Origin of the sequence: Glutamicibacter sp. NPDC127525 (genome assembly GCF_042672105.1) — a bacterium.
Lineage (GTDB): Bacteria > Actinomycetota > Actinomycetes > Actinomycetales > Micrococcaceae > Glutamicibacter.
Window position 1 is genome coordinate 285346 of the sequence record NZ_JBHXVN010000004.1, and the last position, 24939, is coordinate 310284.

At 61.3% G+C, this 24939-nt stretch carries 24 protein-coding genes; 14 read left to right on the forward strand and 10 right to left on the reverse strand.

The genetic code is table 11. The features are described 5' to 3' along the window. Positions 1-10: 10 nt before the first annotated feature. Entirely contained in the window at positions 11-1588 is a 1578-nt protein-coding gene (locus ACFVHU_RS11685; protein ID WP_105657981.1) for a sodium:proton antiporter, read from the forward strand. Here ACFVHU_RS11685 and ACFVHU_RS11690 read toward each other — a convergent pair. Beyond that, positions 1585-2715 (reverse strand): methyltransferase domain-containing protein, encoded by a 1131-nt coding sequence (locus tag ACFVHU_RS11690; protein ID WP_105657980.1) that lies wholly within the window; start codon positions 2713-2715, stop codon positions 1585-1587. The two genes, ACFVHU_RS11685 and ACFVHU_RS11690, sit on opposite strands and share 4 nt — an antisense overlap. Positions 2716-2894: 179 nt before the next feature. Between ACFVHU_RS11690 and ACFVHU_RS11695 the strand changes: the two genes are divergently transcribed. Further along, a complete protein-coding gene (locus ACFVHU_RS11695; protein ID WP_388024565.1) occupies positions 2895-3887 on the forward strand; it encodes an ankyrin repeat domain-containing protein in 993 nt (330 codons plus the stop codon). Between the two features lie 3 nt (positions 3888-3890). On the opposite strand, the gene ACFVHU_RS11700 is transcribed toward ACFVHU_RS11695, so the two are convergent. Further along, positions 3891-4301, reverse strand: a complete 411-nt coding sequence (locus tag ACFVHU_RS11700) for a YchJ family protein (RefSeq protein ID WP_133834337.1) — start codon at positions 4299-4301, stop codon at positions 3891-3893. A gap of 220 nt (positions 4302-4521) precedes the next feature. Between ACFVHU_RS11700 and purS the strand changes: the two genes are divergently transcribed. From purS to ACFVHU_RS11725, 5 genes are all read left to right on the forward strand, one after another. After that, entirely contained in the window at positions 4522-4773 is a 252-nt protein-coding gene (gene purS / locus ACFVHU_RS11705) for a phosphoribosylformylglycinamidine synthase subunit PurS (protein WP_102598679.1), read from the forward strand. After that, complete coding sequence (purQ, locus tag ACFVHU_RS11710; protein ID WP_102598680.1) at positions 4773-5525, forward strand: phosphoribosylformylglycinamidine synthase subunit PurQ; 753 nt, start codon at positions 4773-4775, stop codon at positions 5523-5525. The genes purS and purQ overlap by 1 nt, the downstream gene beginning before the upstream one ends. Then, positions 5522-7837: a phosphoribosylformylglycinamidine synthase subunit PurL gene (gene purL / locus ACFVHU_RS11715; protein ID WP_105657977.1), complete on the forward strand. Its 2316-nt coding sequence runs from the start codon at positions 5522-5524 to the stop codon at positions 7835-7837. Before purQ ends, purL begins: the two co-directional genes overlap by 4 nt. Positions 7838-8081: 244 nt before the next feature. Beyond that, positions 8082-9125, forward strand: a complete 1044-nt coding sequence (locus ACFVHU_RS11720) for an LLM class flavin-dependent oxidoreductase (RefSeq protein WP_332595241.1) — start codon at positions 8082-8084, stop codon at positions 9123-9125. 16 nt (positions 9126-9141) lie between these two features. Next, entirely contained in the window at positions 9142-9813 is a 672-nt protein-coding gene (locus ACFVHU_RS11725) for an NADPH-dependent F420 reductase (protein WP_388024568.1), read from the forward strand. Here the strand turns inward: ACFVHU_RS11725 and ACFVHU_RS11730 are convergent. The 3 genes from ACFVHU_RS11730 to ACFVHU_RS11740 all read right to left on the reverse strand — a co-directional run bounded on the left by ACFVHU_RS11730 (position 9805) and on the right by ACFVHU_RS11740 (position 13086). Further along, entirely contained in the window at positions 9805-11187 is a 1383-nt protein-coding gene (locus ACFVHU_RS11730; protein WP_388024570.1) for an FAD-dependent oxidoreductase, read from the reverse strand. The two genes, ACFVHU_RS11725 and ACFVHU_RS11730, sit on opposite strands and share 9 nt — an antisense overlap. A gap of 153 nt (positions 11188-11340) precedes the next feature. Further along, positions 11341-11970 (reverse strand): cysteine hydrolase family protein, encoded by a 630-nt coding sequence (locus tag ACFVHU_RS11735; protein ID WP_105662391.1) that lies wholly within the window; start codon positions 11968-11970, stop codon positions 11341-11343. A 60-nt stretch (positions 11971-12030) separates the two neighbouring features. Beyond that, positions 12031-13086, reverse strand: coding sequence for an LLM class flavin-dependent oxidoreductase (locus ACFVHU_RS11740; protein ID WP_388024655.1), 1056 nt, complete (start codon positions 13084-13086; stop codon positions 12031-12033). Positions 13087-13189: 103 nt separating this feature from the next. On the opposite strand from ACFVHU_RS11740, the gene ACFVHU_RS11745 reads away from it, so the two are divergent. Beyond that, positions 13190-13786: a CGNR zinc finger domain-containing protein gene (locus tag ACFVHU_RS11745; RefSeq protein WP_332728319.1), complete on the forward strand. Its 597-nt coding sequence runs from the start codon at positions 13190-13192 to the stop codon at positions 13784-13786. A 135-nt stretch (positions 13787-13921) separates the two neighbouring features. Here the strand turns inward: ACFVHU_RS11745 and ACFVHU_RS11750 are convergent, their stop codons facing one another. Then, a complete protein-coding gene (locus ACFVHU_RS11750; protein ID WP_332595209.1) occupies positions 13922-14269 on the reverse strand; it encodes a zinc ribbon domain-containing protein YjdM in 348 nt (115 codons plus the stop codon). 207 nt (positions 14270-14476) lie between these two features. Here ACFVHU_RS11750 and ACFVHU_RS11755 point away from each other — a divergent pair, with 207 nt between their 5' ends. From ACFVHU_RS11755 to ACFVHU_RS11780, 6 genes are all read left to right on the forward strand, one after another. Continuing rightward, on the forward strand, positions 14477-15670 hold the full coding sequence (locus ACFVHU_RS11755) for a siderophore-interacting protein (protein WP_388024572.1): 1194 nt from the start codon (positions 14477-14479) through the stop codon (positions 15668-15670). A 112-nt stretch (positions 15671-15782) separates the two neighbouring features. Continuing rightward, positions 15783-17549: a lipase family protein gene (locus tag ACFVHU_RS11760; RefSeq protein WP_388024574.1), complete on the forward strand. Its 1767-nt coding sequence runs from the start codon at positions 15783-15785 to the stop codon at positions 17547-17549. 154 nt (positions 17550-17703) lie between these two features. Further along, positions 17704-18729: a Fe2+-enterobactin ABC transporter substrate-binding protein gene (fepB, locus tag ACFVHU_RS11765; RefSeq protein ID WP_388024575.1), complete on the forward strand. Its 1026-nt coding sequence runs from the start codon at positions 17704-17706 to the stop codon at positions 18727-18729. 142 nt (positions 18730-18871) lie between these two features. Beyond that, a complete protein-coding gene (locus ACFVHU_RS11770) occupies positions 18872-19579 on the forward strand; it encodes a DUF1524 domain-containing protein (RefSeq protein WP_388024577.1) in 708 nt (235 codons plus the stop codon). 170 nt (positions 19580-19749) lie between these two features. Further along, positions 19750-19962, forward strand: coding sequence for a hypothetical protein (locus ACFVHU_RS11775; protein WP_105657967.1), 213 nt, complete (start codon positions 19750-19752; stop codon positions 19960-19962). 175 nt (positions 19963-20137) lie between these two features. Next, positions 20138-22171, forward strand: coding sequence for a bifunctional UDP-sugar hydrolase/5'-nucleotidase (locus ACFVHU_RS11780; protein WP_133834327.1), 2034 nt, complete (start codon positions 20138-20140; stop codon positions 22169-22171). Between the two features lie 70 nt (positions 22172-22241). Here ACFVHU_RS11780 and ACFVHU_RS11785 read toward each other — a convergent pair whose 3' ends face one another. The 4 genes from ACFVHU_RS11785 to ACFVHU_RS11800 form a co-directional block, all read right to left on the reverse strand. Next, on the reverse strand, positions 22242-22565 hold the full coding sequence (locus ACFVHU_RS11785) for a putative quinol monooxygenase (protein ID WP_105657965.1): 324 nt from the start codon (positions 22563-22565) through the stop codon (positions 22242-22244). Between the two features lie 4 nt (positions 22566-22569). Further along, positions 22570-22989: an MmcQ/YjbR family DNA-binding protein gene (locus ACFVHU_RS11790; protein WP_133834326.1), complete on the reverse strand. Its 420-nt coding sequence runs from the start codon at positions 22987-22989 to the stop codon at positions 22570-22572. Positions 22990-22999: 10 nt separating this feature from the next. Further along, complete coding sequence (locus ACFVHU_RS11795; RefSeq protein ID WP_133834325.1) at positions 23000-23416, reverse strand: CoA-binding protein; 417 nt, start codon at positions 23414-23416, stop codon at positions 23000-23002. 104 nt (positions 23417-23520) lie between these two features. Continuing rightward, entirely contained in the window at positions 23521-24939 is a 1419-nt protein-coding gene (locus tag ACFVHU_RS11800; RefSeq protein ID WP_105657963.1) for an NtaA/DmoA family FMN-dependent monooxygenase, read from the reverse strand.

Sequence of the window (24939 nt, forward strand, 5' to 3'; positions counted from 1 at the left end):
TAGTGAGACTATGGAGTTTTTCCTGCTGGTTATCGCGCTGCTATTCGCCACGATCTTGATTGTCGGCATCGGGGAACGCATTAAATTGCCCTACCCGATCTTGATGCTGATTTTCGCGACGCTGGCAGGTTTCTTGCCGTTCATGCCCGAAATGCATATTGAGCCCGAGCTGATCCTGCCGATCTTCTTGCCGCCTTTGCTTTTCGCTACGGCCCAGCGCAGCAGTTGGTCGGTGTTCCGCTTCCGCTGGAAGGCCCTGATCCGGCTGGCCGTGGTGCTCATCGTGGTGACAGCAGGCACCGTGGCCGCTACCGCGCTGGCCTTCTCCCCCATCGCTTCCATTCCGCTGGCATTGGCGTTGGGCGCAGTAGTGGCCCCGCCTGACCCGGTCGCGGTGGATGCGATTGCCACCAAGGTGAAAATGCCGCGGCGCCTGACGTCCCTGCTGGAAACCGAGGGCCTGTTCAACGACGCAATGGCCATCGTGATCTTCCAGCTGGCCGTCCAGGCAACCCTGAATGGCTCGGAAGTCGGACTCGAAATCATTCCGCAGTTCCTGCTCGGTGCCGCAGGGGCGGTAGTCCTGGGTCTGGCCATGGGCTGGGCCATCGGCGCCTTGAACCGTTTCGTTCCCAACCTGGCAGCGCGTTGCGCGGCCACCTTGGTGGCACCTTATGCGGTCTACATGATTGCGGAGGAGCTGCATATTTCAGGGGTCATCGCAGTGGTGGTGACGGCCCTTGAAATGGTGCGGCGGGACCGCCCACAGGACTCTGCCGAACGCCTAACCCGGCAATCCTTCTGGGAAGTGCTCGAGCTACTGGCCACCGGCCTGGCTTTCGGCTTGATGGGCATCGAGATGAACCAGGTGATCCAGGAGGAAGGCAGCAACCTGATCGGCTTCATCCCGGGCATCGCCGCAATCTGCTTCGTGGTCATCGCAGTGCGTGCGCTGTGGATGCTGGCGACCTACTACCTGCCCAACCGCAGCAAGCCCAAGATTCCTGCGCGCAAGGATGCGCTGGTGCTCACTTGGTGCGGCATGCGCGGGCTGGCGACTTTGGCCTTGGCCCTGGCACTGCCCAAGGTCGCAGCGGATGGATCGGCCATCGAGGGACGCAACTTCGTGGTGGTCGCCGCTTGCTCCGTCTTGCTGTGCACTTTGGTGCTCCCGGGCCTGACCTTGCCAGCGCTGATGCGCGTGCTGAAGCTGCGCAACAACGAGCAAGATGCCAAGCGTGCCCGCCGGGCCCTGGCCCGTCGCGCCGAGGCTGTCGCACTGGCGGCGCTGCGCAAGAACGTGCAGCTCGAAGAGCTGCCGGAGAATTACCAGCAGGCAGTGCGCCGGCGCATGAACTCGCTGCATACCATCCTGGCCAAGGACCCGGATCCGCACGATGCGATCTCGGACGAAAAGTACACGCAGATTCGCGCGGTGATCGCCAAGGCCGATTCGATCCAGGCCATCGCCCTGGAAGCCGCCCGCGACGAGCTGCTCAAGGCCCGCCGCGAACCGAATATCGACCCGCACATCGTTGACGAGATTGTCGGCCGCCTTGACCGACGCACCGCAACCCTGGATCGCTAGGCGGCCTTGCGCTCCAGCTTCACGATGACTTCGTAGTGGCTGGTCTGCGGGAACATGTCCATGACGCGAGCCTGCTGCGGAGCGTAGTTCTCCAAACGCTCCAGGTCCCTGGCCAGTGACTTCGCGTTGCAGCTGGAGTAAATGATGTGCTGGACATCGGACTCGTTCAGCCACTTCGATAGCTCTGCGGAGATACCGCGGCGCGGAGGATTCACGATTACCGCCTCTGGCGCCCAGCCGGCACCCAGCGCGAATTCGGTTGCGTCTTGGACCCTGAAATGGATGTCATCCAGCTCCATGGTCTTGGCGCTGGTCTTTGCCGATTCAACGGCTTCCCCGCTGGTCTCGATGCCGTACACGGTACGGTCCTCGGTAGCGCAATGCAGTGCGAAACCACCCACCCCGCTGTACAGATCCCAAACGCTTTCGGGGTTGGCATCGTTGATCCATTGGCGGGCCTGCCGGTACAAGGCGGCAGCGATCTCGCTGTTGGTCTGGAAGAAGCCCTGGGGGCGCAGGTGCATCGGTACGCCGTTCAGCCCGAATTCCAAGGTGGTTCGGCGGGTAAGAATGATTTCTTCTTCGCCTTCCAGCACTGCCTTGTGCTCAGGCAAGAAGTTCACCGACACCACGCTGTGGCGTGGAAGCTGCTCAAGGAATTGCGGCAGCGAATCACGCAGTGCCACAAAATGCTTCTTGGTGCGCAATACCCAACGGACCATCACCGAACCGGTATCCGACAGGGTGAGAATCACATGCTTGAGTTCGCCCTTGCGCTTGGGAACGTCGTAGGGAATGAGCTTCAGATCATGAATGAACTGCTCGATGACCGGGAATACGGCACGTAGCGGTGCTGCGATGACTCCGCAGTTGCGCAGATCGACACCGTGGCCGTCGGCATCCAGGATGCCGATGGTCGGCTGGCCGGTGGTTCCGGAAATGACCATTTTGGCTTTGTTGCGGAAGCCCTGTTCGCTACTGGCTTGGGGCGGAAGGAATTCCAGGCCTGGGAAGCCGGCCAGCAGCTGCTGGCAATCCGCTACCTTAGATTGCAGTTGCTGGGCGTAAGGCACCGTCATCAAGGTGCATGAGCGGCAACGGGAGGCAGAAAAGTAAAGGCATTCCATGGTGCTTATGATTTTAGCGAAGATCGGCCGGCACCGAGCACAGAGAAATCTTGGCGCTGATTGACCGCAAATTTTCAGCTTTGGCCGCTAAGCTCGCAATTGATCAAAAGTTACTGAGCAGAATCCCTGCATGATGCGAAAGCCATACGGGGAAGGGTTGTTTAACCGCGAAAGGACAGATGGCACTTCATACCGGGCTATCCACGCATCGCCGTGGCATTGCATTGCTTGCACTCCCCCTTGCTGCCGTGATCGGCGCCTGCACGAGTTGCGCCGCTTCTTCACCCCAGGCTCATGAAGTTTCTTCCACCCCGGTTCCCGCCCCGTCTTCCAGCAGTGCCACCGAAAAATCCCTGCCCGCTCCGAGCAAGGCCGCAGCAAGCTCCAGCGTCCCGCTTCCGGCTCCAACCGGGAACAATGCCACTGCTCCCACCACGACTCCGAGCAATTCAGCCAAGCAGCCCGCCGGCACTCCGGCCAAGCCCGAAAGCTCCAAGACATCGCTGTCGCCCCTGGCCTCGGGTGCCAACACTGGTGCCTCCATCAAGGCGCTTCCCAGTTCAGCGGCCGAAATGTCCAAGGCCACCACGCAGCTGTTCGCTGCAGTGAATCGAGGCAAGCTGAAGGACGTCAAGGCGGCGCTCAAGGATGGAGCTGACCTCGACGCGCAGGACGAGGCCGGTCGCACCGCGCTGATGCGTGCAGTCATCAACAAGAACCCTGCCATCGCCAAGACCCTCTTCGAAGCAGGCTCGGATCCCGACAAGAAGGATGACTTCTACGAGTCGCCGTTCCTGCGCGCGAGCGCCAATGGCCAGGTTGAAACGCTGAAGCTTCTCATTGACGGCGGGGCCGACCTCACGGCGGTAAATCGCATGGGCGGGACCGCTTTGACCGTCGCCAGCGAGAATGGCCGGGTTCAGGCCGTGCGCCAGTTGCTCCGCACCGATATCCCGGTAGACCAGGTTAATGACCTGGGCTGGACGGCCCTGCACGAAACCATTGTCCTGGGCCAGGGCACCGCCAATGCCATCACCATCGCGCGTTTGCTGATTATCAACGGGGCGGACCCGCATTTGGAGGACCACTCCGGTTCGGATGCATTCAAGCTAGCGCGTGAACGCCAGCAGAGCCAGATGCTGACCATGCTGCAGGCTGCAGCCAAGCGCTGAATCCTAGAGGGCGTCGAGGTAGAACCAGGCGCCGTCCTGCTTCACGAAGGTGCTGACCTCATGCTGCTGCGCTTCATGCCGGCCGTCGCGATAGTACGCAGCGAATTCAACCACCCCGCGGGAGGCCGCCGCGCCGCCAGCACGGGTTGAAATGATCTCCAAGCCGGTCCAGCGCATCTGCGAATCCAAGTCCAGTTCCTTGGGCCTCGTGCTCTCATGCCAGGTCGCCAGCAAATACTGCGACAGCCCCAGCACGAAGGCGCTGTAGCGTGAGCGCATCAGCTGCTCCGCGGTCTGCGGCAGCAAGGAGCCGTCTTCCCTTCCGTCATGCAAGGGTTTGCAGCAGTTCTCGTAGGACAGCTTCGCAGCGTCCAGGACTCGGCAGGCGCAGACGGTTTGACTAGCATTTTTCACAGTTTCAGCATACGCGTCGAGCGCGCTTCGACAACCCGTGAGCCTAAGATCACATGACTTAAACCGCAGGATATCGGTGCTATCGCGCACAGGGACGTTTTCCCCATCACATTCACGGGTAGACTATGAAGGCAAGCTCGCGGAGCGCCAAATCCCCCTGGTGTGAGACGGCATCTCCGTGTGGCATTTAACTTAACCTCGCCAACAGGAGATATGCCGGATGCCCCGCATCGTTGTAGATGTCATGCTCAAGCCAGAAATCCTTGACCCTCAGGGCAAGGCCATCGCGGGAGCTCTTCCCCGCCTAGGCTTCACCTCCTTCGAAGCTGTCCGCCAGGGCAAGCGCTTTGAACTGTCAGTGGACGGCGAGGTGACCGAAGAAATCCTCGCCCAGGCTCGCGAGGCTGCAGAAACCCTGCTTTCCAACCCGGTGATCGAAGATGTCGTCAACGTCGAGGTATTCGAAGACTAATGAGCGCCGAACTTCCCCTGATTGGCGACTATTCAACGCCAAGCACTGAACTTTCCGGAGCGCGCATCGGCGTGGTGACCTTCCCGGGCACCCTCGATGACCGCGACGCCGCTCGCGCCGTGCGCGCAGCCGGTGCCGAAGCGGTGTCCCTGTGGCACGCCGACACCGACCTGCAGGATGTCGACGCCGTGGTGATCCCCGGCGGTTTCTCCTACGGCGACTACCTGCGCGCCGGCGCGATCTCCCGCTTCGCACCGATGATGGCGAAGATCGCAGATGCCGCGAACTCCGATGCCAAGCTGCCCGTGCTGGGCATCTGCAACGGTTTCCAGATCCTCACCGAGTCGCACCTGCTGCCCGGATCGATGATCAAGAACGACCACCTGAAGTTCATCTGCCGCGATCAGCTGCTGCGCGTGGAGAACAACCAGACCGCGTGGACCAACGGCTTCGAAGCAGGCCAGGAAATCACCATCGTGCTGAAGAACCAGGATGGCCAGTACGTGGCCGACGAGAAGGTCCTGGACGAGCTCGAAGCGGAAAACCGCATCGCGTTCTCCTACGTGGGCTGGAACCCGAACGGCTCGCGCCGCTCGATCGCCGGCGTGAGCAACAAGGCCGGCAATGTTGTCGGCCTGATGCCGCACCCGGAGCACGCCATTGAGGCCGGCTTCGGCCCGGACCACCGCGGCACCGACGGGCTGGCATTCTTCACCAGCGTTCTGACCCACCTTGTTGGAGGCAAAAAGTGAGCCAGGAAGCCACTAAGGAATTCAATATCGACACCGTCGATAACGCAGCGGGCACCCCGGATGTAGAACTGCCATGGGCAGAGCTGGGCCTGAAGGACAACGAGTTCGCCGAGATCGTGAAGATCCTGGGCCGTCGTCCGACCGCCGCTGAATTGGCCATGTACTCGGTCATGTGGTCCGAGCACTGCTCGTACAAGTCCACCAAGAACCACCTGCGCCAGTTCGGCCAGAAGGTCACCCCGGAAATGAAGAAGGACCTGATGGTCGGCATGGGCGAAAACGCCGGTGTCACCGACCTGGGCGACGGCTGGGCCGTGACCTTCAAGATCGAGTCCCACAACTCGCCTTCCTACGTCGAGCCGTACCAGGGTGCCGCTACCGGCATCGGCGGCATCGTGCGCGATATCATCTCCATGGGCGCCCGCCCGATCGCCGTGATGGATCCGCTGCGTTTCGGCGCGATCGACCACGAGGACTCGCAGCGCGTCGTGCACGGCGTGGTCTCGGGCATCGGCGGCTACGGCAACTCGCTGGGCCTGCCGAACATCGGCGGCGAAACCGTCTTCGACCCGATCTACCAGGGCAACCCGCTGGTCAACGCACTGGCAGTTGGCGCGCTGCGCCACGAAGACCTGCGCCTGGCCAATGCCTCGGGCGTGGGCAACAAGGTCGTGCTCTTCGGTGCGCGCACCGGTGGCGACGGCATTGGCGGCGCTTCGGTGCTGGCCTCGGAGTCCTTCGATGACACCAAGCCATCCAAGCGCCCGGCGGTCCAGGTAGGCGACCCGTTCGCCGAGAAGGTGCTCATCGAGTGCTGCCTGGAGCTGTTCAAGGCCTCGCTGGTCGAGGGCATCCAGGACCTGGGCGCCGCAGGCATCTCCTGCGCCACCAGCGAACTGGCTTCCAACGGCGAAGGCGGCATGCAGGTCGAGCTGACCAACGTGCTGCTGCGCGACTCCACCCTGACCCCGGGCGAAATCCTGATGTCGGAGTCCCAGGAACGCATGATGGCCGTAGTCACCCCGCAGAACATCGAAGCGTTCGAGGCCGTCATGGCCAAGTGGAACGTGGAGTACTCCTGGCTGGGCGAGGTCACCGACACCGATCGGCTGATCATCACCTGGAATGGCGAAGTCATCGTGGACGTGGACCCGAAGACCGTCGCCCACGACGGCCCGGTCTACGACCGACCGTATGCCCGCCCGCAGTGGCAGGATGCGCTGCAGGCTGACACCTTCAAGTCCTCGGAAGCCGGCGCCAACCTGCCAGCTACCGGCGAAGAGCTGAAGGCCGCCGCCCTGGAGCTGATCGCCAGCCCGAACATGTGCGACAAGTCCTGGATCACCAACCAGTACGACCGCTACGTCGGCGGCAACACCGCGCTGGCCGCCCCGGATGATGCCGGCGTGATCCGCATCGACGAGTCCACCGGACTCGGCGTGGCCATCGCCACCGATGCCAACGGCCGCTACACCTACCTGGACCCGTATGCCGGCGCCCAGCTGGCGCTGGCCGAGTCCTACCGCAACGTCGCCACCTCCGGTGCGATCCCTGCGGCGGTTTCGGACTGCCTGAACTACGGCTCCCCAGAGGACCCGGATGTCATGTGGCAGCTGGCCGAGGGCATCCGCGGCCTGTCCGATGCGTGCATGGAGCTCGGCGTCCCGGTCACCGGCGGCAATGTCTCGCTGTACAACCAGACCGGCGACAAGGCCATCCACCCAACCCCTGTGGTGGCGACCCTGGGCAAGTTCGACGACGTCGCCCGCCGCACCCCTTCGGGCTGGCGCGAAGAGGCCGACGGCCAGGCCATCTACCTGATCGGCACCACCGCCGATGAGCTGGACGGCTCGGAGTTCGCCAACCTGCGCGGCCACCTCGGCGGCCTGCCGCCAAAGGTCGACCTGGCTGCCGAGAAGGCACTGGGCGCAATCCTGATCAACGCCAGCCGCGACGGCATGATCGACGCCGCGCACGACTTGTCCGAGGGCGGCCTGCTTGCAGCGCTGTCCGAGATGGTCCTGCGCTACGGCGTTGGCGCTCGCGTGGCCCTGGACGAGATCAAGCAGCGTGACGGCATCGATTCCTTCACCGCGCTGTTCTCGGAGTCCCAGGCACGCGCCTTGGTTGCCGTTCCACGCAGCGAAGAGGTCCGCTTCAACGACATGACCAGTGCCCGCGGTGTCACCGTGGCCCGCATGGGCATTGTCGATGCGCAGTCCGGCGTCCTGGAAGTCCAGGGCGAGTTCACCGTTTCGGTGGATGAGCTGCGCGAAGCTTCCGAAGGCACCATGAAGAAGTACTTCGGCTAGTTTCTGGCCCACCCCTGGACGGCGGTTCTCCTCATCGAGGAGAGCCGCCGTTTTGCATGCCTGGATGATGTGGCGCTAAGCAGTGCTCCAAGGTCTGCTCCAGCCCCGAGTCCGATGCGTTCTGGCGCCTGTGCGGCTGGGATGGAGACCGGTCGAGGCGCAATTTCCGGATATAGTTGACACGTCAATAACTTTAAGTCATGATTGATGCATCAACAAAGTTCTGGACTACAGGGAGCACGCAATGAACGCCTTCGAGAACATCGAATTCGGCCTCGACACCTTTGGCGACGTACCCAGCGACAAGTCAGGCAAGCTGGTAACCCATGCCCAGGGCATCCGCGCCACGGTCCAGGAAGCCATCGCGGCCGATCAGGCCGGCGTCGATGTGATCGCTGTCGGCGAGCACCACCGCCCCGAATACGCCATCTCCAGCCCCGAGACCGTTCTGGCGGGCATTGCCACGGCGACCGAGCGGATCCGCCTCGGATCCGGCGTGACCGTGCTGTCTTCCGACGATCCGGTCCGCGTCTTCCAGCGTTTCGCCACCGTAGATGCCTTGTCCAACGGACGTGCCGAGGTCATGCTGGGCCGCGGCTCCTTTACCGAGTCCTTCCCGTTGTTCGGCCATGACATGGCTGACTACGAACTGCTTTTCGACGAGAAGATCGACCTGTTCCACAAGCTGCTCGACGAGAAGCCGGTGACCTGGCAGGGAACCAAGCGTGCACCGCTGGAGGATATGGAAGTCTTCCCGAAGACCGAGTCCGGCCGCCTGAACACCTGGGTGGGCGTGGGCGGTTCCCCGCAGTCGGTCATCCGCACGGCGCACTACGGATTGCGCATGATGCTCGCTGTCATCGGCGGGTCCCCCGAGCGCTTCGCACCCTACATCGACCTGTACCGCCGGGCCAACGACCAGTTCGGCCACCCAACCCTGCCGGTGGGCCTGCACTCCCCTGGCTTCGTGGCAGATACCGACGAGTTGGCCCGCGAGCACATGTTCGACGCCTACAAGGAACAGCGTGACCGCATCGGCGCGTCCCGTGGCTGGAGCCCAATGGGCCGCGGTGAATTCGAGCACGAGATCAGCGAAGGCTCGCTATACGTCGGCTCGCCGGAAACCGTGGCCCGCAAGATCGCCAAGACCCTCAAGACCTTGGATATCGGCCGTTTCGATTTGATCTACTCCGGCGGCGCGGTAGAAGTTGGCGCCCGCTTGCGTGCCGTGGAACTCTACGGCGAAAAGGTCATCCCGCTGGTACGCGAAATGCTTTCCGAGAGCTAGACCCGGATTCGAAGACATGCCTGAAGGAGAGAAAATGACACAGCAGACCATCGGCATCCTCGGCGCTGGAAAGATCGGCACGGTTCTTGCCCGCCGCGCCTTGCAGGCCGGCTACAAGGTGCTCATCGCCGGCTCCGGCGACCCCGGCGCCATTGCCCTGACCATCGAGATCCTGACTCCGGGCGCGCTGGCCGTGGATCCGGCAACCGCCGCGCGGGAAGCCGACATTGCCATACTGGCCCTGCCGCTGGGCAAGTACCGGAATATTCCGGTTGCCGAGCTCGAAGGCAAGCTGGTCATCGACGCCATGAACTACTGGTGGGAAACGGATGGCATCCGCGAGGACCTGAACGGCCCTCAGGTCTCCACCAGCAAGTTGATCCAGGAGTTCCTGCCAGGTTCGCGGATCGTCAAGGCCTTCAACCACATGGGCTACCACGACCTCGAGGACGAGTCCCGTCCGGCCGGCGCCGAGCACCGCAAGGCCATCGCGCTGGCCGGTGATCTGGACTCCGACGTTGACCAGGTAGCACTGATCGTTGATGATTTCGGCTTTGATCCGCTGCCGATCGGCCCTTTGGCTGAAGGCTTGCGCCTGCAGCCGGGCCAGCCTGCTTTCGGCGCGAACAAGCCGCGGGCCGGGCTCGCAGCGCTCATCGATGCCGCGCAGGTCCAGGCCTCAGCCTAGCTGCGCGAGCACCTCGTTCAGCGCTTCGGTGGACGAGGGGTGGGTGAAGATCTGGTCGCGCAGTTCAGCGGCAGTCATGTGCTGCCGCATGGCCAATGCCACCAGGTTGACCACTTCCTGGGAGTCCACGTGCATCAGCGCCGCTCCGAGGATCTTCTCGCTGCGCGCATCGACAACGAACTTGATGATGCCCCGCGGGTCGCCCACGATCTTGGGGCGCGGCATGGCGGCGATCTCGGAAACTTTCTTCACCGCGATCCTGACCTGCAGCCCCTGTTGTTCAGCCTGCTCCTCGCTCAAGCCGACGCGAGCCAGCGGCGGGGTGGTGAAGATGGTGTACGGAACAGCAACCCGGTCCTTGGTGCTGCGTGTTCCGTCTCCCAGCAGCCCGCTGGCCACGACCCGGTGATCGTCGAGCGAGACATAGGTGAACTGGGGACCGCCGTTGGCGTCGCCCAGGGCATAGATGCCCTGGACATTGGTGGACAGGAACTCGTCCACCACGACTTCCCCGCGGGTGCCCGTCCGGACCCCGGCGGCTTCCAGCCCCAGGCCGGCAGTATTCGGCACCCGCCCCAGGGCAATCAGCACCGCATCCGCCTTCAGCTGGTGCATCCGGCCCTGGCGTTCGTAGCTGACGGTGGCGCCATGCTCGTCCTGGCTGATCGAACGCACCGAAGCAGAACTGGTGATCACGGCGCCGGCGTCTTCCAGGCAGGACTGGACTTCCCGGGCCACATCCGGGTCTTCCTTGGACAGTGCACGGCTTCCGCGATCCAGCACCGTGACTTTCGATCCGAACTGGGCAAACATGGAGGCGAACTCGATGCCGACATATCCCCCGCCCACCACAGCCAGGGTCTTGGGCAGCTGGGCATGCTGGATCGTTGTGGAATCATGCACCCGCCCGCCGATCTGCGCCCCTTGAATGTCCGGGACCGCGGGAAGCGCGCCGGTGTTGATGATGATCTTCGCCGCGCTCAGCTCCAGCTCATCGGAACCGGCAGTGACCCTGACGCTTCGAGGTCCGGTGAATGCGGCCTTGCCGTTGACCAGCAGCACCGACTCCAGGTCGTCGAGCATGGAGAAATTCTTAGCGCGCATCATGGCAGTGAGCTTGTCCCGGCGCTGGACGGCGGCTTGGAAGACCTGCTGGTCGTATCCGGCGCCATCGCGGGATTCGGCATCGTGGATCAAGGCCTTGGTCGGCACGCAACCGATATTGATGCAGGTACCGCCATGCATCTGGGTGGACTGCTCGATTAACGCCACCCGCTGCCCGGCCCGGGCCAGGGTGCCTGCCAGGGTCTTGCCGCCTTTGCCCCACCCGATGATGATCGCGTCGAGTTGTCCGTCCGCGCTTGCTGAACCCACGATGAACTCCTAGCTCTTGCCGCCTTGTCCTAGCACGAGTCTTGTTCGCGCAGGCCGCTTGCGTCAACCTTTGCCCGGACAGCCCGGAGATGAAAAATGGCGGACCACACCTTCTACAAGATGCGATCCGCCAGTTACAGGACGCTCACCTGGCTATTGGCCGGCACGGCCACGAGCAGCTGATTCGATGAGGTTATCGCCGGGCAGTGCAGCACCCGAGGCCACTGCCTCGATCCAGGTAGCGGTCGGGGCCACCGCAGCCCAGCTGGAATTCAGCACGGCCATCAGGGTTTCATGCACCTGCTGGGCGGGGATGGAACCGGCAGCGTTGACAATGTCGATCGCGCCGGTAGCATCGGAGAGCACTTCCACGGCGAACCCCAGCGGTTCGGCAGCCGCGGCAGAACCGATCACGCAGTTATTGGTCATGTAGCCCACCAGGGTCAACGTGGTGATTTCACGCTCGCGAAGCCACTCTTCCAGGCCTGTACCCGCGAAGATGCTGGCATAGTTCTTGGAGAATTGGTGCTCTGCAGCTTCCATCCGATCCTGGATCTGCGGGTGCAGGGCATAGGTAGCGGATTCCGGGGCGAAGACGGGGAATCCCTCGGGCGCTTGGTGCTGCACGACAACCACCGGGATCCCGGCCTTTGCCGCTTCGTCCATGGCATTGGCGATGGTGGCTACCGACTGCTCGCGATCCGGGTACTGGATCTGCAGCAGGCCATCAAAGTATTCCTGCTGTGCGTCGATGACGATTAGTGCTCTGCGTGGTGCGGACATAGTGAGTTCCTCTTTCCGATGTGTCGAGATGGCGCCATACGGCACCGGGTGTTTCAGGTTTTATTTAGCCGGCCGGTAGTGCTGGGCCATGAGCTGCACGGTTTGCACCGCTGCGCCAGGGGTGTGGCTGCCAAGGACCATCATCAACTCATCCGCTCCGGTCCACTGCTGCAGCGCTTCCAGGCGCTGGGCCACTTCGGAAGGCGTGCCGGCCAGGGTGCGGTTGGTGTACATGTCAATGATCGCTCGCTCATTGAGCGTGGCCGGATATCCTGCGACCTCCTGGGCGGATAGCAGTGCAAAGGGTTCACGCTTGAACATCCGCAGCATGGCCATCGCCATAGTCGAGGCCTCGGCACGGGCGTATTCTGGATCCTCGGCCGCGATGACGCTTTGGCTGATGAGCACGTACGGACGGTCGAGCACTGCCGAAGGCACGAAGTTCTCGCGGTAGATGCGCAGCGCGGTGTCGATATCGGCATCGCCGAACTGCAAGGCGAAGGCGTAGGGCCGGCCCAGCCGCGCGGCCAGCTGCGCCGAATACGGCGAGGAGCCCAGGATCCACAACGGGGTCTGCGTTTCCGGTGCGGGCAGGCGGTTCTGCTCGTTCTGCCACGGGCCGGGCACTGCATGGACTTCGCTGTAGGGGTGCCCTGCAGGGAAATCATCATTCAGGAATCCCACGAGCTCGGCCAGTTGCTCGTCGAAGGTTTCGTTGGATCCGGTTCCGCGGCGCAACGCGGCCGCGGTGGCCCCATCGGTACCTGGCGCGCGCCCGACACCCAGGTCGATGCGCCCCGGAGCCAGCGCTTCGAGCATGCCAACCTGCTCCGCGACCACCAGCGGCGCATGGTTGGGCAGCATCACTCCACCCGCGCCCAACCTGATCCGCTGGGTGTCGGCGGTAAGCCGGGCCATCATCAGCAGCGGCGATGCCACGGACAGCGCGGGCATGGCATGGTGCTCGGACATCCAGAAACGGTGATATCCGGATTGATCCGCAGCCTTGGCGATATCGATGGTGTCCTGCAGGCCATCTTGGGCGGTTTGCCCTACACCGGGTCCGCCTCCGGTGTGAACCGACAGGGCGAAGGGAGCGGAGCCGAATCGTGGCACTGGCTGCAAGGCCAACCTCTTTTCTCATGTTATTTCAATTTTTTACCGTGATACACACACTAGCAGATGATCACGGTAAAACAATACTGATACCATGAGGAACATGTCCCAGATGCCCCTTCCCCCGAGCCCCGGAACCGCGCAGCACTGCAGCATCGATCTGGCCAACAGCGAAATCCAGCTGCCTGGCGGCAAGAGCTTCGACGCGCTGGCTAGCCCGGAGGACACCACGCAATGGCTCATCGTGCGGGGTCTCGTGCCCCAGGAAGCGGCGCTGCAAAGCTATTGCCAGAATCGGCTGGTCACCCTTCGCAGCCAGATCAGGAAAGCTTTCCATGCCAGCGCAACGGGCACGCCCGTGGCCCGGGAAGTGCTGCAGGGCATCAACGCCGCACTGCTGGCAGCACCGAGCACCCCATTGCTGCACCATGAGCCGGGCAAAGGATTCTTCCGCGCATTGGAACACCCCGCCACGCAATTGACCGAGCACGCCATGTCGCGACTTGCCGAGGACGCCGCAGCACTGCTGAGCAGCGAAGAAGCGGGCCTGCTGGCCCAATGCGAGGCCGAGCCATGCACCCGCTACCTGCTCAAGACCCATGGCCGCCGGCATTGGTGCTCCACGCGTTGCGGTGATCGCGTGCGGGCGGCCCGTTCGTACGCCAAGAAGAAGAGCCAGCAGGATTCTTCTGCCGCCTAGCCCATGGCCTGAGGATTCCCGCCAGCGGCGCAGCCGAGCACCTTGCATGCCGTGGCACGTGCCAAGCAGCATGGAACACTAAAGGCTCCCACCATCCGTAGATGCTGGGAGCCTGAGGAACTGCGGGCGGAACGCCTAGATCTTCTTGACGATGGAAGACTTCAGTTCCATCTGGCCGAAGCCGTCCACCTTGGCGGCGATATCATGGTCGCCAGAGCCTTGGACCAAGCGGATATTGCGCACCTTGGTTCCAGCCTTCAGCGCACTCTGCGCGCCCTTGACCTTCATGGTTTTGGTGATGCTGACGGTATCTCCGTCCTGCAGCGCATTGCCGACAGCATCCTTGATCACTGCTTCGACAGCTTCGGCTACTTCGGCCTCAGCGTTCCATTCATGTGCGCACTCTGGGCAGACCAGCAGGGCATCCATTTCGTAGGTGTACTCGCTGGAGCATTCAGGGCACGGTGGCAAGGTATCAGACATGAAGCTGATTTTAGTGACCGGATATGCCCCATGTCGAATGAATCGGATATCGAATAATCCCCGGAATTCCGCGCTGGAAATGGCACGAACCCCAGGCCTTGAACACTTCCTGCCCTCCAGCTTGAAATTACTTGTTTTCCACGCCGGATATACCCCATACTCAGGCATACAGGCTGGTGCCCACACCGGCCGGGTTAGGGGCACACCATGTCTAAGCACCACAAGTACAAGAGCTACGGTCCGCAGTACACGGTGACGCCAAGGGAAGGGCTCACCCTGGAAATCCTCGCTCAGGCCGAAAAGGCCGGGGCAAAGGCAGGATACGCGATGGCCAAAGAGCAGCTGTACCGGAACATCGGCAACAGCTCTGTGCTCAACGAGCAGGAAACCGACGAATTGCTGGCCGCTGCCGAACGTGCCGGCGCCGCGGCGGCACTCACCGCGGCACGCAAAGTCCTGGATAAGACACTGCGCACCTCGTTCAAGCACTACCACCACTCAACGGCGCAGGGGCCCGCGCAGCAGCTTGCCCCGCAGCCATTTGCTCCTGCGCAGACGCGCAGCTACTCGGAAACCTACGAGGAGCCCTTGGCCCAGCACACCCCCGCCTTGGGATATCTGGATCCGCCAAGGGAAAAGGTGGATCAGCACATTCTGACCATCACCCGGGTAGAACAGCTGAACGCCCAGATGGTGCGCATCATTGCCGGCGCCCCCGATCTGGATGGCTACCGTTCCAACGGGGCGATTGATGAATACGTGAAAGTCTTTGCCGCTGACCCCGCCCTCGGATTAGAGCCTCCCTATGATCTGCGCGCCTTGCGGCAGCGCCTGCCCCGCGACCAGGTTCCGCGTTCCAAGTCGTACACGATACGTTGGATCAACGCGGTTGTGCCGGAAATAGCGATCGACTTCGTAGTTCATGGGGAGCCTGGGACTGTTGGCCATTGGGCCGGGACAGCGCAGCCCGGGGACCCACTGGTTATTTCCCCCTCACGGAGCAAGTCATCATTGTCGCTGAATGCCGACTACTACGTGCTGGCCGCGGATGAAGCAGGCATCCCGGCGATCTGCAAAGCCCTCGAAGCATTGCCCTCGGATGCGCGCGGTCTAGCGTTGCTCGAAGTTGCCGATCAGAACGCAATGTTTGACGTGAAACATCCTCCAGGCGTTGATTTACGCTGGGTGCCGCGTGACGGCGTTCCGGCGGGCCGCAGCTCACTGCTGGCCGATGAGCTCCGTTCCTTGCCGCTGCCCCATCTGCGGCTTGGGCTAATCGCTCATGCCGAGCGTTCCACGGTCAAAGAGATCAGCCAAGTTGCGCGGCACTGGCACCTCGACAAGCGTTCCTCCCACATTTCCTCTTACTGGACCCTGCGCGAGGGGAGATTACGCCGCTAAAAGCTGGATCAGAGTGATCCGCAGCATCACAACGGCACGCACAGGGACAAGCTCTTTAACTCCGGATAACCTTGGAAGCATCGCATCCGCACTGGTTATCCGAGGAGTGTCCATGGCTCAGCCCGATAGCACCAGCAACTTCGCGCGCTTTCTCGGCGGTGTTTTGCTGATTGCCCTCGGACTCGTCCTGATGCTCAACTCGGCGAGCGCGGTCCGGCTGATTATTTGGCTGCTGGGCGCTGGCCTGTTGATTGCGGGCCTGGTGCGCCTTGCCGAGGCTCAACAGGACTCCGTTCGCCGCTGGCCAGTGATGCTTTCTGGCGGCCTGCTGGCGCTCAGCGGGGTCGCCCTCCCGCTCTGGCATCGCGCCAGCTTGCCGGTCCTGGCTTTGGCGACTTCACTGGTTCTTCTCCTGGGCGGAGTGCTCAGACTTGCAGCGGTGCTCCGCGGGCAGCGGCAGCATTCCTTCCGCGGCGCTCTCACAGCACTTGCCGGTGTCTTTGGCGCGGCTCTGGTGATGTTTTGGCCCAGGCTTTCCTTGTGGGTGCTCGGCGTCGCTTTCGGCGGCTGGTTATTCCTTTTGGGAGTCCACTGCTTGTGGTCTTTTCTCCGGCCTCGCCTTCCGGCAATTCCTGGCTGGCTCCGCGCTGCGCGTAGCGCTAGCCTGACAGGATTGAGCGCCATTGGCCTCGTCGCCGTGCTCGGACTCGGAACGATCACCGCTTTTCTGCATAGCCAAAGCGATACGGCCGCCGCGGATGATTTCTATTTGCCGCCAGCTAGCGTTCCTGCTGCCCATGGCCAGTTGCTGCGCGCGGAACCGCTGGCCAAGAGCACTCTGCCGAACACTCTCGCCTGGCGAATTCTGTATACGACGCAAGGTCACGATGGCTCTCCTGCAATAGCTTCGGGCGTGGTGACCGTGGCCGAGTCCGCCACGGGAACCCTACCTGTCATCTCATGGGCCAATGGGACCAAGGGCGTCATGTCCCAGTGCGCGCTGTCCATGGGACCGAATCCTTATGATGATGGTCCAGCTGCTGCCCGTGAAACCATGTTGGCTGGCGGATGGGCAGTAGTCGCTACCGATTACGTCGGCTTGGGCACCGCCGGCCCTCATCCCTATTTGATTCCGGCTGCCGAGGCGTACGCGGTGCTTGACGCGACTCTTGCTGCAGGTCAGCTGCAAGACCTGCATTCACGAGGAGTCCGGCTAGGACAGTCCAGCGTAGTGTGGGGCCATTCCCAGGGCGGGCATGCGGCTCTGGCTACGGCTGAAGCCGCCGGGGACTACGCTCCGAACCTGGAGATTCTCGGCATCGCCGCCATGGCCCCGGCAACCAACCTTCCGGAATTGGCCGAGTCGGTTGCTGATACCGCGGCGGGAAAAATCATTTCCAGCTACATTGCCGCCAGCTGGAACCAGCTGTATCCGGATCTGGGCATCGACGAGCGGTTGACGACCCGTTCTCGCATGGCGGTAAACCAGCTATCCCAGAATTGCTTTTCCGGTACGGGCGCGCTGACCGGCTTGGCCCAGGCCAGCCAGCTCTTCGAACCGATTCTCAGTTCCGAGGCTCTCGACGGCCAGCTGCACTCGGTGCTGAAACGCAATTCGTCCATCGTTCCGGCGGGCTACCCGGCGTTCATTGCCCAGGGCGCTGCTGATTCATTGGTCTTGCCCTCGATGCAGCGCGAGTTCTTCAGAAGTTCTTGCACCCCGGATGCCCAGATTGGTTACCTCGAGTACTCCGGACTGGACCACATGCCGCTCGTCGGGGCAGACTCGGCACTCAATGAAGATCTTGTCGCCTTCACCCACTCGCTGCTTGAGGGGAAGCCAGCTTTCCCTGAAGGCTCCACCCTGTGCAGGAAATAACCGTTTGCGATGCCACTCTGATTCCTTTTGTTCTTGTACCAGCGCACGGGCCCGTGTCTGGGGAACATAAAATAGGTTCGGAAAGACTTCCAGTAATTCATTGCCGTTCAATGCCGCCTAGCCATTTTCTGGCCGTCGGCCCAGGAGAATCCTAGTGCGTCCCAGCTTGTCCCGAATCGCAGTTGCCTTGTGCCTTGGCATCTTGGCCTTTTCCCTTGGCTCTTGCGCGGCGTTACCTGACGAGCAAGGGAGAGATGCGGGCACCGCGGCATTTGAAGCCGGGCATTGGCCACGCACCTTGACTGATTCAATGCATGACCCCATACGGATCCCGGCAAAACCTGAACGTATCGTCTCGACCTCGGTAGGACTCACGGGTTCACTGCTGGCCCTGGACGCGCCGGTCATTGCCAGCGCAACGGCGCCGGCGGGGCCTGATACCGATGGCGACGGTTTCTTCAAGCATTGGGCTGATGTTGCCTCGGACCGCAAAGTTGATCCGCTCTACGAGATCGGGAAGTTCGATCTGGAAGAAATCGAGGACCAGAAACCCGACCTCATCATCGTGGCGGCAACAGGAGCAGACTCCGAAGTCGACAACGTAGGTGCGCTGAGGAAGATTGCACCAACCATTGTCGTGGACTACGCAGATAAGGACTGGAACGAACTTTCAAAGTTGCTCGGGGATGCCACTGGTACCGAAGAACGAGCACAGCAGAACACTGCAGCCATTAACGAACGGGTTTCAGCACTGAGAAGCATGCTGGCAATCCCATCCGGAACCACGGCTTCAATCATTTCCTACGCAGCCCATGGCATATCCCCGATCGCTAAAACCACCGGGCCGCATGCGCAGCTGTTCAGAGGACTCGGCTTCACGGTGGTATCCACGCCAAAGAAGTTCGACACTTCCACACAGCCAAGGGAAGATTTCAGTTTCGTCAGCTACAGGGATCTGCCAGCAACGCTCACTGGAGATGCCACCTTCCTCTTGGCCGCAAACAAGAAAGCGACCACGGCATTTACCTCGGATGAATCACTAGCCCAGCTGCCATCGGTGCAGAGCGGCAGCGTCTTTCCGCTCACCACTGCCCACCTTCTGGACTACTACGCAACCCAGAAGATCTTGGACTATTTCGAACACGATTTTCCAGGTCTGGGCTCTTCTGAGCTCGAGTAGCAGCATTCCTTGAAGCCGGTACATCCGACCTCACGCCACAACACGGATCATGGACGGCTAAATGGTCCGCTCCACTGCCTATAGTTCAAGTCAGAGCATCTTCTAGCTCAAGCACCAGCCACCTTAGGAGTAGTACTACCGCATGCGTTCGCTGCGCCGCACCTTATCTTTGTTCGCCCTCCTGTCCACCCTGGTTCTGAGCTCGTGCTCTTCATTGGAGACCATTGAGTTCCCGCCCCTTCCTGATGCCCAAGCCGCACCGACGCCAAGCACCGCAGAACAACGTGATATCTACGCAGAATCCCTTGAACTGCTCAATGAAGTTACGGTCAAAGGCCGCGCACCAAAAACCGGCTACGACAGAGCGGAATTCGGCAAGGGATGGAAAGATCCGGACCGCAATGGATGCGATGCGCGCAACGACATCCTCTCGCGTGATTTGGTGGACGTGACATATAAACCGGCCACGCGACCCTGCGTTGTATTGAGCGGAACGTTCGATGATCCCTACACGGGCAAGACCATCGAATTCAAGCGCGGCCAAGGCACCAGCACCTCCGTGCAAATCGACCATGTTGTCGCCCTGTCCGATTCCTGGCAAAAGGGCGCGCAGCGCTGGGATGCCGAGATCCGCTTGGAATTTGCCAATGACCCGCTGAACCTGCTGGCTTCCGATGGCCCCACTAATGCTTCCAAAGGCGACAAGGACGCGGCATCATGGTTGCCACCCAACAAGAGCTTCCGTTGCACTTACGTCTCGCGGCAGACCCAGGTAAAAGCCAAATACGACGTTTGGATGACCAAGGCAGAGCACACCGCGATCGGGAACATCCTCAAATCCTGCATCTAGCAGTCAGGCAGCTTCGCCGGCCCTCATAGCCGTACGCAGGACATCGCACGGAAACATCCACCTTAAGGCTTATCGTCAAATCGATGGACTTGTGGCAAAATGGATATTATTCAACACGTTAGCGATTATGTTCTGCGATGGCTTGGCCTGATCCTCTACTGCAAGGGCGCATGATGAAGACACGAATCCCCGGAGTCCTCCTACTGGTTTCCAGCGTGTGCATCTTCAGTTTTGCACTGACCACCACGCAGCGCGAGGCAGCCACTGCCTGCTGGGTCGTCTCCACCCTCATGTTCATTGGAGCAGCCATGCTGCTGCTGAGTGCGATCCTTGGAACTTCCACCGTCACCGCAGGTGACCCGCGGCATAAGCGTCAGCAATAACTGCATACTCCTCTAATCAGAAGCAACCTCTTGGCCTATGGCTGGGAGGTTGCTTCTGTTGAATAACCGACAGTACTTGTACTTCTGCACCTAAATTTAACGCCAAAGCATCGACAGGTTCATTCAGATGCGATAGACATATGTCTTGTCACACTCGTCACTTTTAGGAGTACCCATGCCTGCATTCAGGCAGATAAGAAAACTCGGTCTCGCTTCGCTGGCAACGATTTCGCTGGCCGCCACCGGTGCCGCAACAGCTCAGGCTACATCCACGCAGAGTGCTTCCCTGTCGCCAGCCGCGGGTACTGAAGCCGTCACCATTGATCTAGTTGGCATCAATGACTTCCATGGCCGCATTTCTGCTGACAGAAGCTCTGCCGGCGCTGCTGTGCTGTCCGGTGCTGTAGATGGAATGCGTGCAGAAAACGAAAACACCCTATTCGTCTCCGCCGGCGATAACATCGGCGCCTCAACCTTCGCTTCCGCCTCGCAGGATGACGAACCAACCATCGCTGCCCTGGGTGCTGGCGGCCTGGATGTCTCGGCAGTAGGCAACCACGAGTTCGACAAGGGATTCGCGGACCTGACCGGACGCGTCATCGACAGCTACGCCGATTCCAGCGGTGTCAACGGCGCAGACTTCGCACTGGGCGCCAATGTCTATGAAAAGGGCACCACGGCTCCTGCCCTCCAGGAATACGCGATCCGCGAGATCTCCGGTATTTCCGTGGGCTTCATTGGCACCGTTACCGAAGACATGCCTTCACTGGTTTCCCCAGCTGGCATCGCCGACCTGGATTTCGGCAGCGAACTGGAAGCAGCGAACCGTGTAGCTGAGCAGCTCTCCGATGGCGATGAAGCGAACGGCGAGGCAGATGTAGTGGTGCTGCTGACCCACAACGGTTCCGCTGGCGATCAGTGCGCAGATATTGCCGAAGAAGACAGCGCCTATGGCGAGCTCGTTCGCGAGGCCAGCAACGAGATCGACGCGATCTTCTCGGGCCACACCCACCAGTCCTACGACTGCGAAATCGCGGGCCGCCCGGTGATCCAGTCCCACCAGTACGGCACCACTTTGGGCAAGGTTTCCTTGCAGGTAGATCCTGAGACTGGCGAAGTCACCGAGGCCGCTACCGAGCGCATCGCCTTGGCAACCGAGGGCGCTGACGGCGAATGGGTGGGCAACTTTGATGCCAATGCCGAGGTCGCAGAAATCGTTAGCGCCGCTGAAGCGGAAGCTGAAGTGGTCGGCAGCGTGAAGATCGGCGCCATCTCTGAAGACATCCTTCGTGGTGGAGAAGAACCCGGCCAGGACCGAGGCGTTGAATCCACCCTGGGCAACACCGTAGCCGACATCCACCTATGGGCTACCTCTAATGAGGATTTCGCCAGCGAACCAGCCGAGATCGCATTCATGAACCCAGGCGGCCTGCGTGCCGACCTGCTCTACGGCCAAGATGGCACAGTGTCCTACAAGGCCGCAGCCGAGGTCCAGCCATTCGCCAACACCCTGATCACCTTCAACCTCACCGGGGAGCAGATCCGCGAGGCCCTGGAGCAGCAGTGGCAGCCTGCAGGTTCGGAACGCAACAAGCTGCATCTGGGCATTTCCGAGGGTCTCGCCTACACCTACGTCGAGGATGCTGCCCAGGGCGAGCACATCAAGGACATCACCTTCAAGGGCGAGCCGCTGGACGAGGAAGCAACCTTCCGTGTCGCAGCCAATGCATTCCTGGCTACCGGTGGCGATAACTTCGCCGCGTTTGCCGCCGGCACCGATCATGCTGACTCCGGCCAGATCGATTTGGACGCCACCGTGAACTACTTCAAGGCACATGACGTTGTTGAGCCGGCTCCGCTGGGCCGCGCGGTCCTGCAAGAGCCTGTTGCGCCAACGCAGTCGCCGGATCCTTCGGATGAGCCAACCGGGGAGCCAACTGAATCGCCGGAACCATCTGAGGATGCAACCGACGACGCGACCGAAGAACCTACCAGTTCGCCAGAGCCAACTGGGGACGCGACCCGGTCCCCTGACTCGTCTGGCGAGCCTAAGGACGAGCAGAAGGATGATTCCCAGAACCGGGACTCCGAAGATCTAGCCGATACCGGATTCGGCACCAGCTGGATCGGCATCGTCGCCGGTGTCGTTGTCCTGGCAGGCATCGCCTTGGTACTGATACGCCGCTTCGGCAACAAGGCCGGACGCTAGAGCCCAAGGGCAAAGATAAAGGCAAAGGGAAGAACCAAGAGGTTCTTCCCTTTGCCTTTGTCCCAATAACTTAGTCGATGACCAGTTCGCCCATGGAATCCCAGCCTTCGCCGTCTACCTTGCGGGAAACGATCTTCGGGGTGGAGACCAGGTGTGGTCGCATGGACTCAAGACCGGCTGCGAAGTGGGCGGAGTTCACGTGGTTTGCCGCGGCTTCGTCATCGCGGAAGGCCTCAACCAGGACGAATTCGTTGGGGTCTTCGACGCTCACGGACCAATCGAAGAAGATGTTGCCCTCTTCGGCGCGGGTTGCCGCGGTGAATTCAGCGACATGGCCCATGAAGTTCGGGGTGGATTCTGGCTTTACTTGGTATTTAACAACGATGAAGTACATGTCTCTAGTCTAGGGTTCCCTTGTTAATTGCGCCTTGCAAACGAATGTATTCTTTATCCCTTAGGGGCATGCCGTCGACCACTAAATCGTATGAATCCTCGATGAGCTCGCCCATCAGTTGCGGGTCGAGTCCTGCACGAACCGAATTCCAGTGCTTCTTATTCATGTGATAGCCCGCGGTGATCTGCGGATGCTCGCTGCGCTGCTGGTCTGCCAGAGCCGGTTCGCATTTCAGGTTCAGCACCAATTCGCCTTGCAGGTGCATGAGCAACCCAAATATTTTGCCTTTGCCCGGATCCCTGCCCGCCACCTTGAATACGGTGCTGTCAGGGCCAAAGGGATAATCGGCGTAAGCGCACGGCATGCGCAGGCACAGCTGCGTCCACGCATTTTCCAATTCTTCTTGCCCAGCTGTTGTTGCCATCAATGCCTCGCTAGCGAAATGGGTACTCGATCTTGGGACAGGTATCCATCACTACATCCAGTCCCGCATCCTTGGCCCGTCGGGCGGCGGCTTCGTCAATGACGCCCAGCTGCAACCACACCGCCTTCGCTCCCACGGCGATGGCTTGGTCAACGATGTCTCCCACCTTGGAAGAGTTCACGAAGCAATCCACCACGTCAATGGGGCCTGGAATGTCAGCAAGCTTCGCGAAGCCCGCTTCGCCCATTACAGTTTCCGCGCCTAACGACACCGGAATAATCTGCATCGACAGTTCATCACGCAGGAAACGGGCGATGGACGGAGCTACGCGAGCAGGGTTGTTGGTCAGCCCGACAACCGCCCAGCGTCCAGGCGTGCTCAACAGCCTGCGGATTGTTGCCGAATTATTTACGTGCTGCGTGTCCATGCACGACACCATACCGCGTCGCTGGCACTTTTGGCGTCCAGGTACTGAAGTTCGTCCAGTTGGCAGGACCCGCCCATGCCACTGGCCTTCCAAGCGTTCGGAATTCACTGCTGCAGCTGAACCGCTTTCCCAGTGGCTGCCGCGCTGTTCTGCGAGAACGCCCCGCGGTGCTTAGCCGCCGGATGATGCGCGGGCAGGTAATCGCCACGGCCAAAGACCTTTTGGCGCAGGCTGCCCTCGGCATATCCACTTTGGGCCAGGCCACGGCGGCGCAGTTCGGGCAGCACTCCGTCAATGAAGTTGTCGTAGGAGCCGGGAAGAACATGATTCATCACGTTCAGGCCATCGATACCAGCATCCTGCCAGCGTTCGAGCTCATCGACAATTTGTTCCGGGGTCCCCGAAATCTGCTGTGCCTTGGCGCGGTAGTAGGCCAAGTCGCGCAGGGTCGGATTGCCGCCGGGCACCGAAGCCCGGGCTGCTTCAAGTACTCCCTGCGCGCCCTCGGTCTGGATCTGGCCGATCGGGGTATCCAGGTCCAGTCCGCCCAGATCCACTCCGATACCGCCGCCGATATGCGCGATGATGGCGTCCAAGTCCAGGTACTCGTCGTATTCGGCTTCCAATGCCTTGGCTTCAGCTTCCGTGGAACCGACGAGGAAGGACAAGCCGGCAAAGACCTTGATGTCATCGCGGCCGCGTCCGGCAGCAGCCAGGTGCTCGATCAGCTGGGCATTCTTCTTCGCCACGTACTGTGCGTGCGGGGCAAAGAGGAAGGTCGCCTCGGCGTGAGTGGCCGCGAACTGCGAACCGCGTGCCGACGAACCAGCCTGGAAAAGGAACGGGGTGCGCTGGGCACTTGGCAGTGCCAGGTGCGGACCGTCAATGGAGTAGTAGTCGCCGCGGTGGTTGATTTTGTTGACCTTGGCCGGATCTGCGTAGATTCCGGAAATCTTGTCGGCCAGCAAGGCGTCCTCTTCCCAGGAGCCCTCCCACAGCTTGTAGGCGGCGTCGACGTATTCTTCGGCCCAACCGTAGCGGTCATCATGCCCGACCAGTTCTTTCCCGCCGAAATTGCGGTGCGCATTTTCCAGTACGCTGGTGACGATATTCCAGGCCACACGCCCCTGCGAGAGGTGATCCAGGGTGGAGATCTGCCGGGCAAACTGGAATGGATGGGATTGGATGACCGAGCTGGTCATCGCCAGGCCGATGTCCTTGGTGCTGGCGGCCAATGCCGAAAGCAGGACCAGCGGATCATGGCTGGGGACCTGCAGTCCCTTTCGTACGTGCGATGCCCAACCACCCTCATGCTCGCCGTAAAGGCCAACCACGTCAGCGAAGAACAGCGAATCGAACTTTGCCTCTTCCAGCTTCTTGGCCAGGTCAACCCATAGGCCCAGTTCATGGAACCGATGCTGCTGCGCTTCGGGGTGGCGCCACATTCCGCCAAGGATATGGCTGGAGGTGTTCATCAAGAAGGCCGAAAGCAGCAAGCGCGGGCGTTCGTTGAAAGTACCCAT

Bases quoted from the DNA above. Each gene is read 5' to 3' on its own strand.
- ACFVHU_RS11720 (WP_332595241.1), top strand. From the start codon at position 8,082: ATGAACGCCTTCGAGAACATCGAATTCGGCCTCGACACCTTTGGCGAC.
- ACFVHU_RS11750 (WP_332595209.1), bottom strand. From the start codon at position 14,269: ATGTCTGATACCTTGCCACCGTGCCCTGAATGCTCCAGCGAGTACACC.
- ACFVHU_RS11775 (WP_105657967.1), top strand. From the start codon at position 19,750: ATGATGAAGACACGAATCCCCGGAGTCCTCCTACTGGTTTCCAGCGTG.
- ACFVHU_RS11760 (WP_388024574.1), top strand. From the start codon at position 15,783: ATGGCTCAGCCCGATAGCACCAGCAACTTCGCGCGCTTTCTCGGCGGT.
- ACFVHU_RS11790 (WP_133834326.1), bottom strand. From the start codon at position 22,989: ATGGCAACAACAGCTGGGCAAGAAGAATTGGAAAATGCGTGGACGCAG.
- ACFVHU_RS11685 (WP_105657981.1), top strand. From the start codon at position 11: ATGGAGTTTTTCCTGCTGGTTATCGCGCTGCTATTCGCCACGATCTTG.
- ACFVHU_RS11755 (WP_388024572.1), top strand. From the start codon at position 14,477: ATGTCTAAGCACCACAAGTACAAGAGCTACGGTCCGCAGTACACGGTG.
- purQ (WP_102598680.1), top strand. From the start codon at position 4,773: ATGAGCGCCGAACTTCCCCTGATTGGCGACTATTCAACGCCAAGCACT.
- ACFVHU_RS11690 (WP_105657980.1), bottom strand. From the start codon at position 2,715: ATGGAATGCCTTTACTTTTCTGCCTCCCGTTGCCGCTCATGCACCTTG.
- ACFVHU_RS11780 (WP_133834327.1), top strand. From the start codon at position 20,138: ATGCCTGCATTCAGGCAGATAAGAAAACTCGGTCTCGCTTCGCTGGCA.
- ACFVHU_RS11795 (WP_133834325.1), bottom strand. From the start codon at position 23,416: ATGGACACGCAGCACGTAAATAATTCGGCAACAATCCGCAGGCTGTTG.
- ACFVHU_RS11785 (WP_105657965.1), bottom strand. From the start codon at position 22,565: ATGTACTTCATCGTTGTTAAATACCAAGTAAAGCCAGAATCCACCCCG.
- ACFVHU_RS11735 (WP_105662391.1), bottom strand. From the start codon at position 11,970: ATGTCCGCACCACGCAGAGCACTAATCGTCATCGACGCACAGCAGGAA.
- ACFVHU_RS11745 (WP_332728319.1), top strand. From the start codon at position 13,190: ATGTCCCAGATGCCCCTTCCCCCGAGCCCCGGAACCGCGCAGCACTGC.
- purS (WP_102598679.1), top strand. From the start codon at position 4,522: ATGCCCCGCATCGTTGTAGATGTCATGCTCAAGCCAGAAATCCTTGAC.
- ACFVHU_RS11725 (WP_388024568.1), top strand. From the start codon at position 9,142: ATGCCTGAAGGAGAGAAAATGACACAGCAGACCATCGGCATCCTCGGC.
- ACFVHU_RS11695 (WP_388024565.1), top strand. From the start codon at position 2,895: ATGGCACTTCATACCGGGCTATCCACGCATCGCCGTGGCATTGCATTG.
- ACFVHU_RS11770 (WP_388024577.1), top strand. From the start codon at position 18,872: ATGCGTTCGCTGCGCCGCACCTTATCTTTGTTCGCCCTCCTGTCCACC.
- ACFVHU_RS11800 (WP_105657963.1), bottom strand. From the start codon at position 24,939: ATGGGTACTTTCAACGAACGCCCGCGCTTGCTGCTTTCGGCCTTCTTG.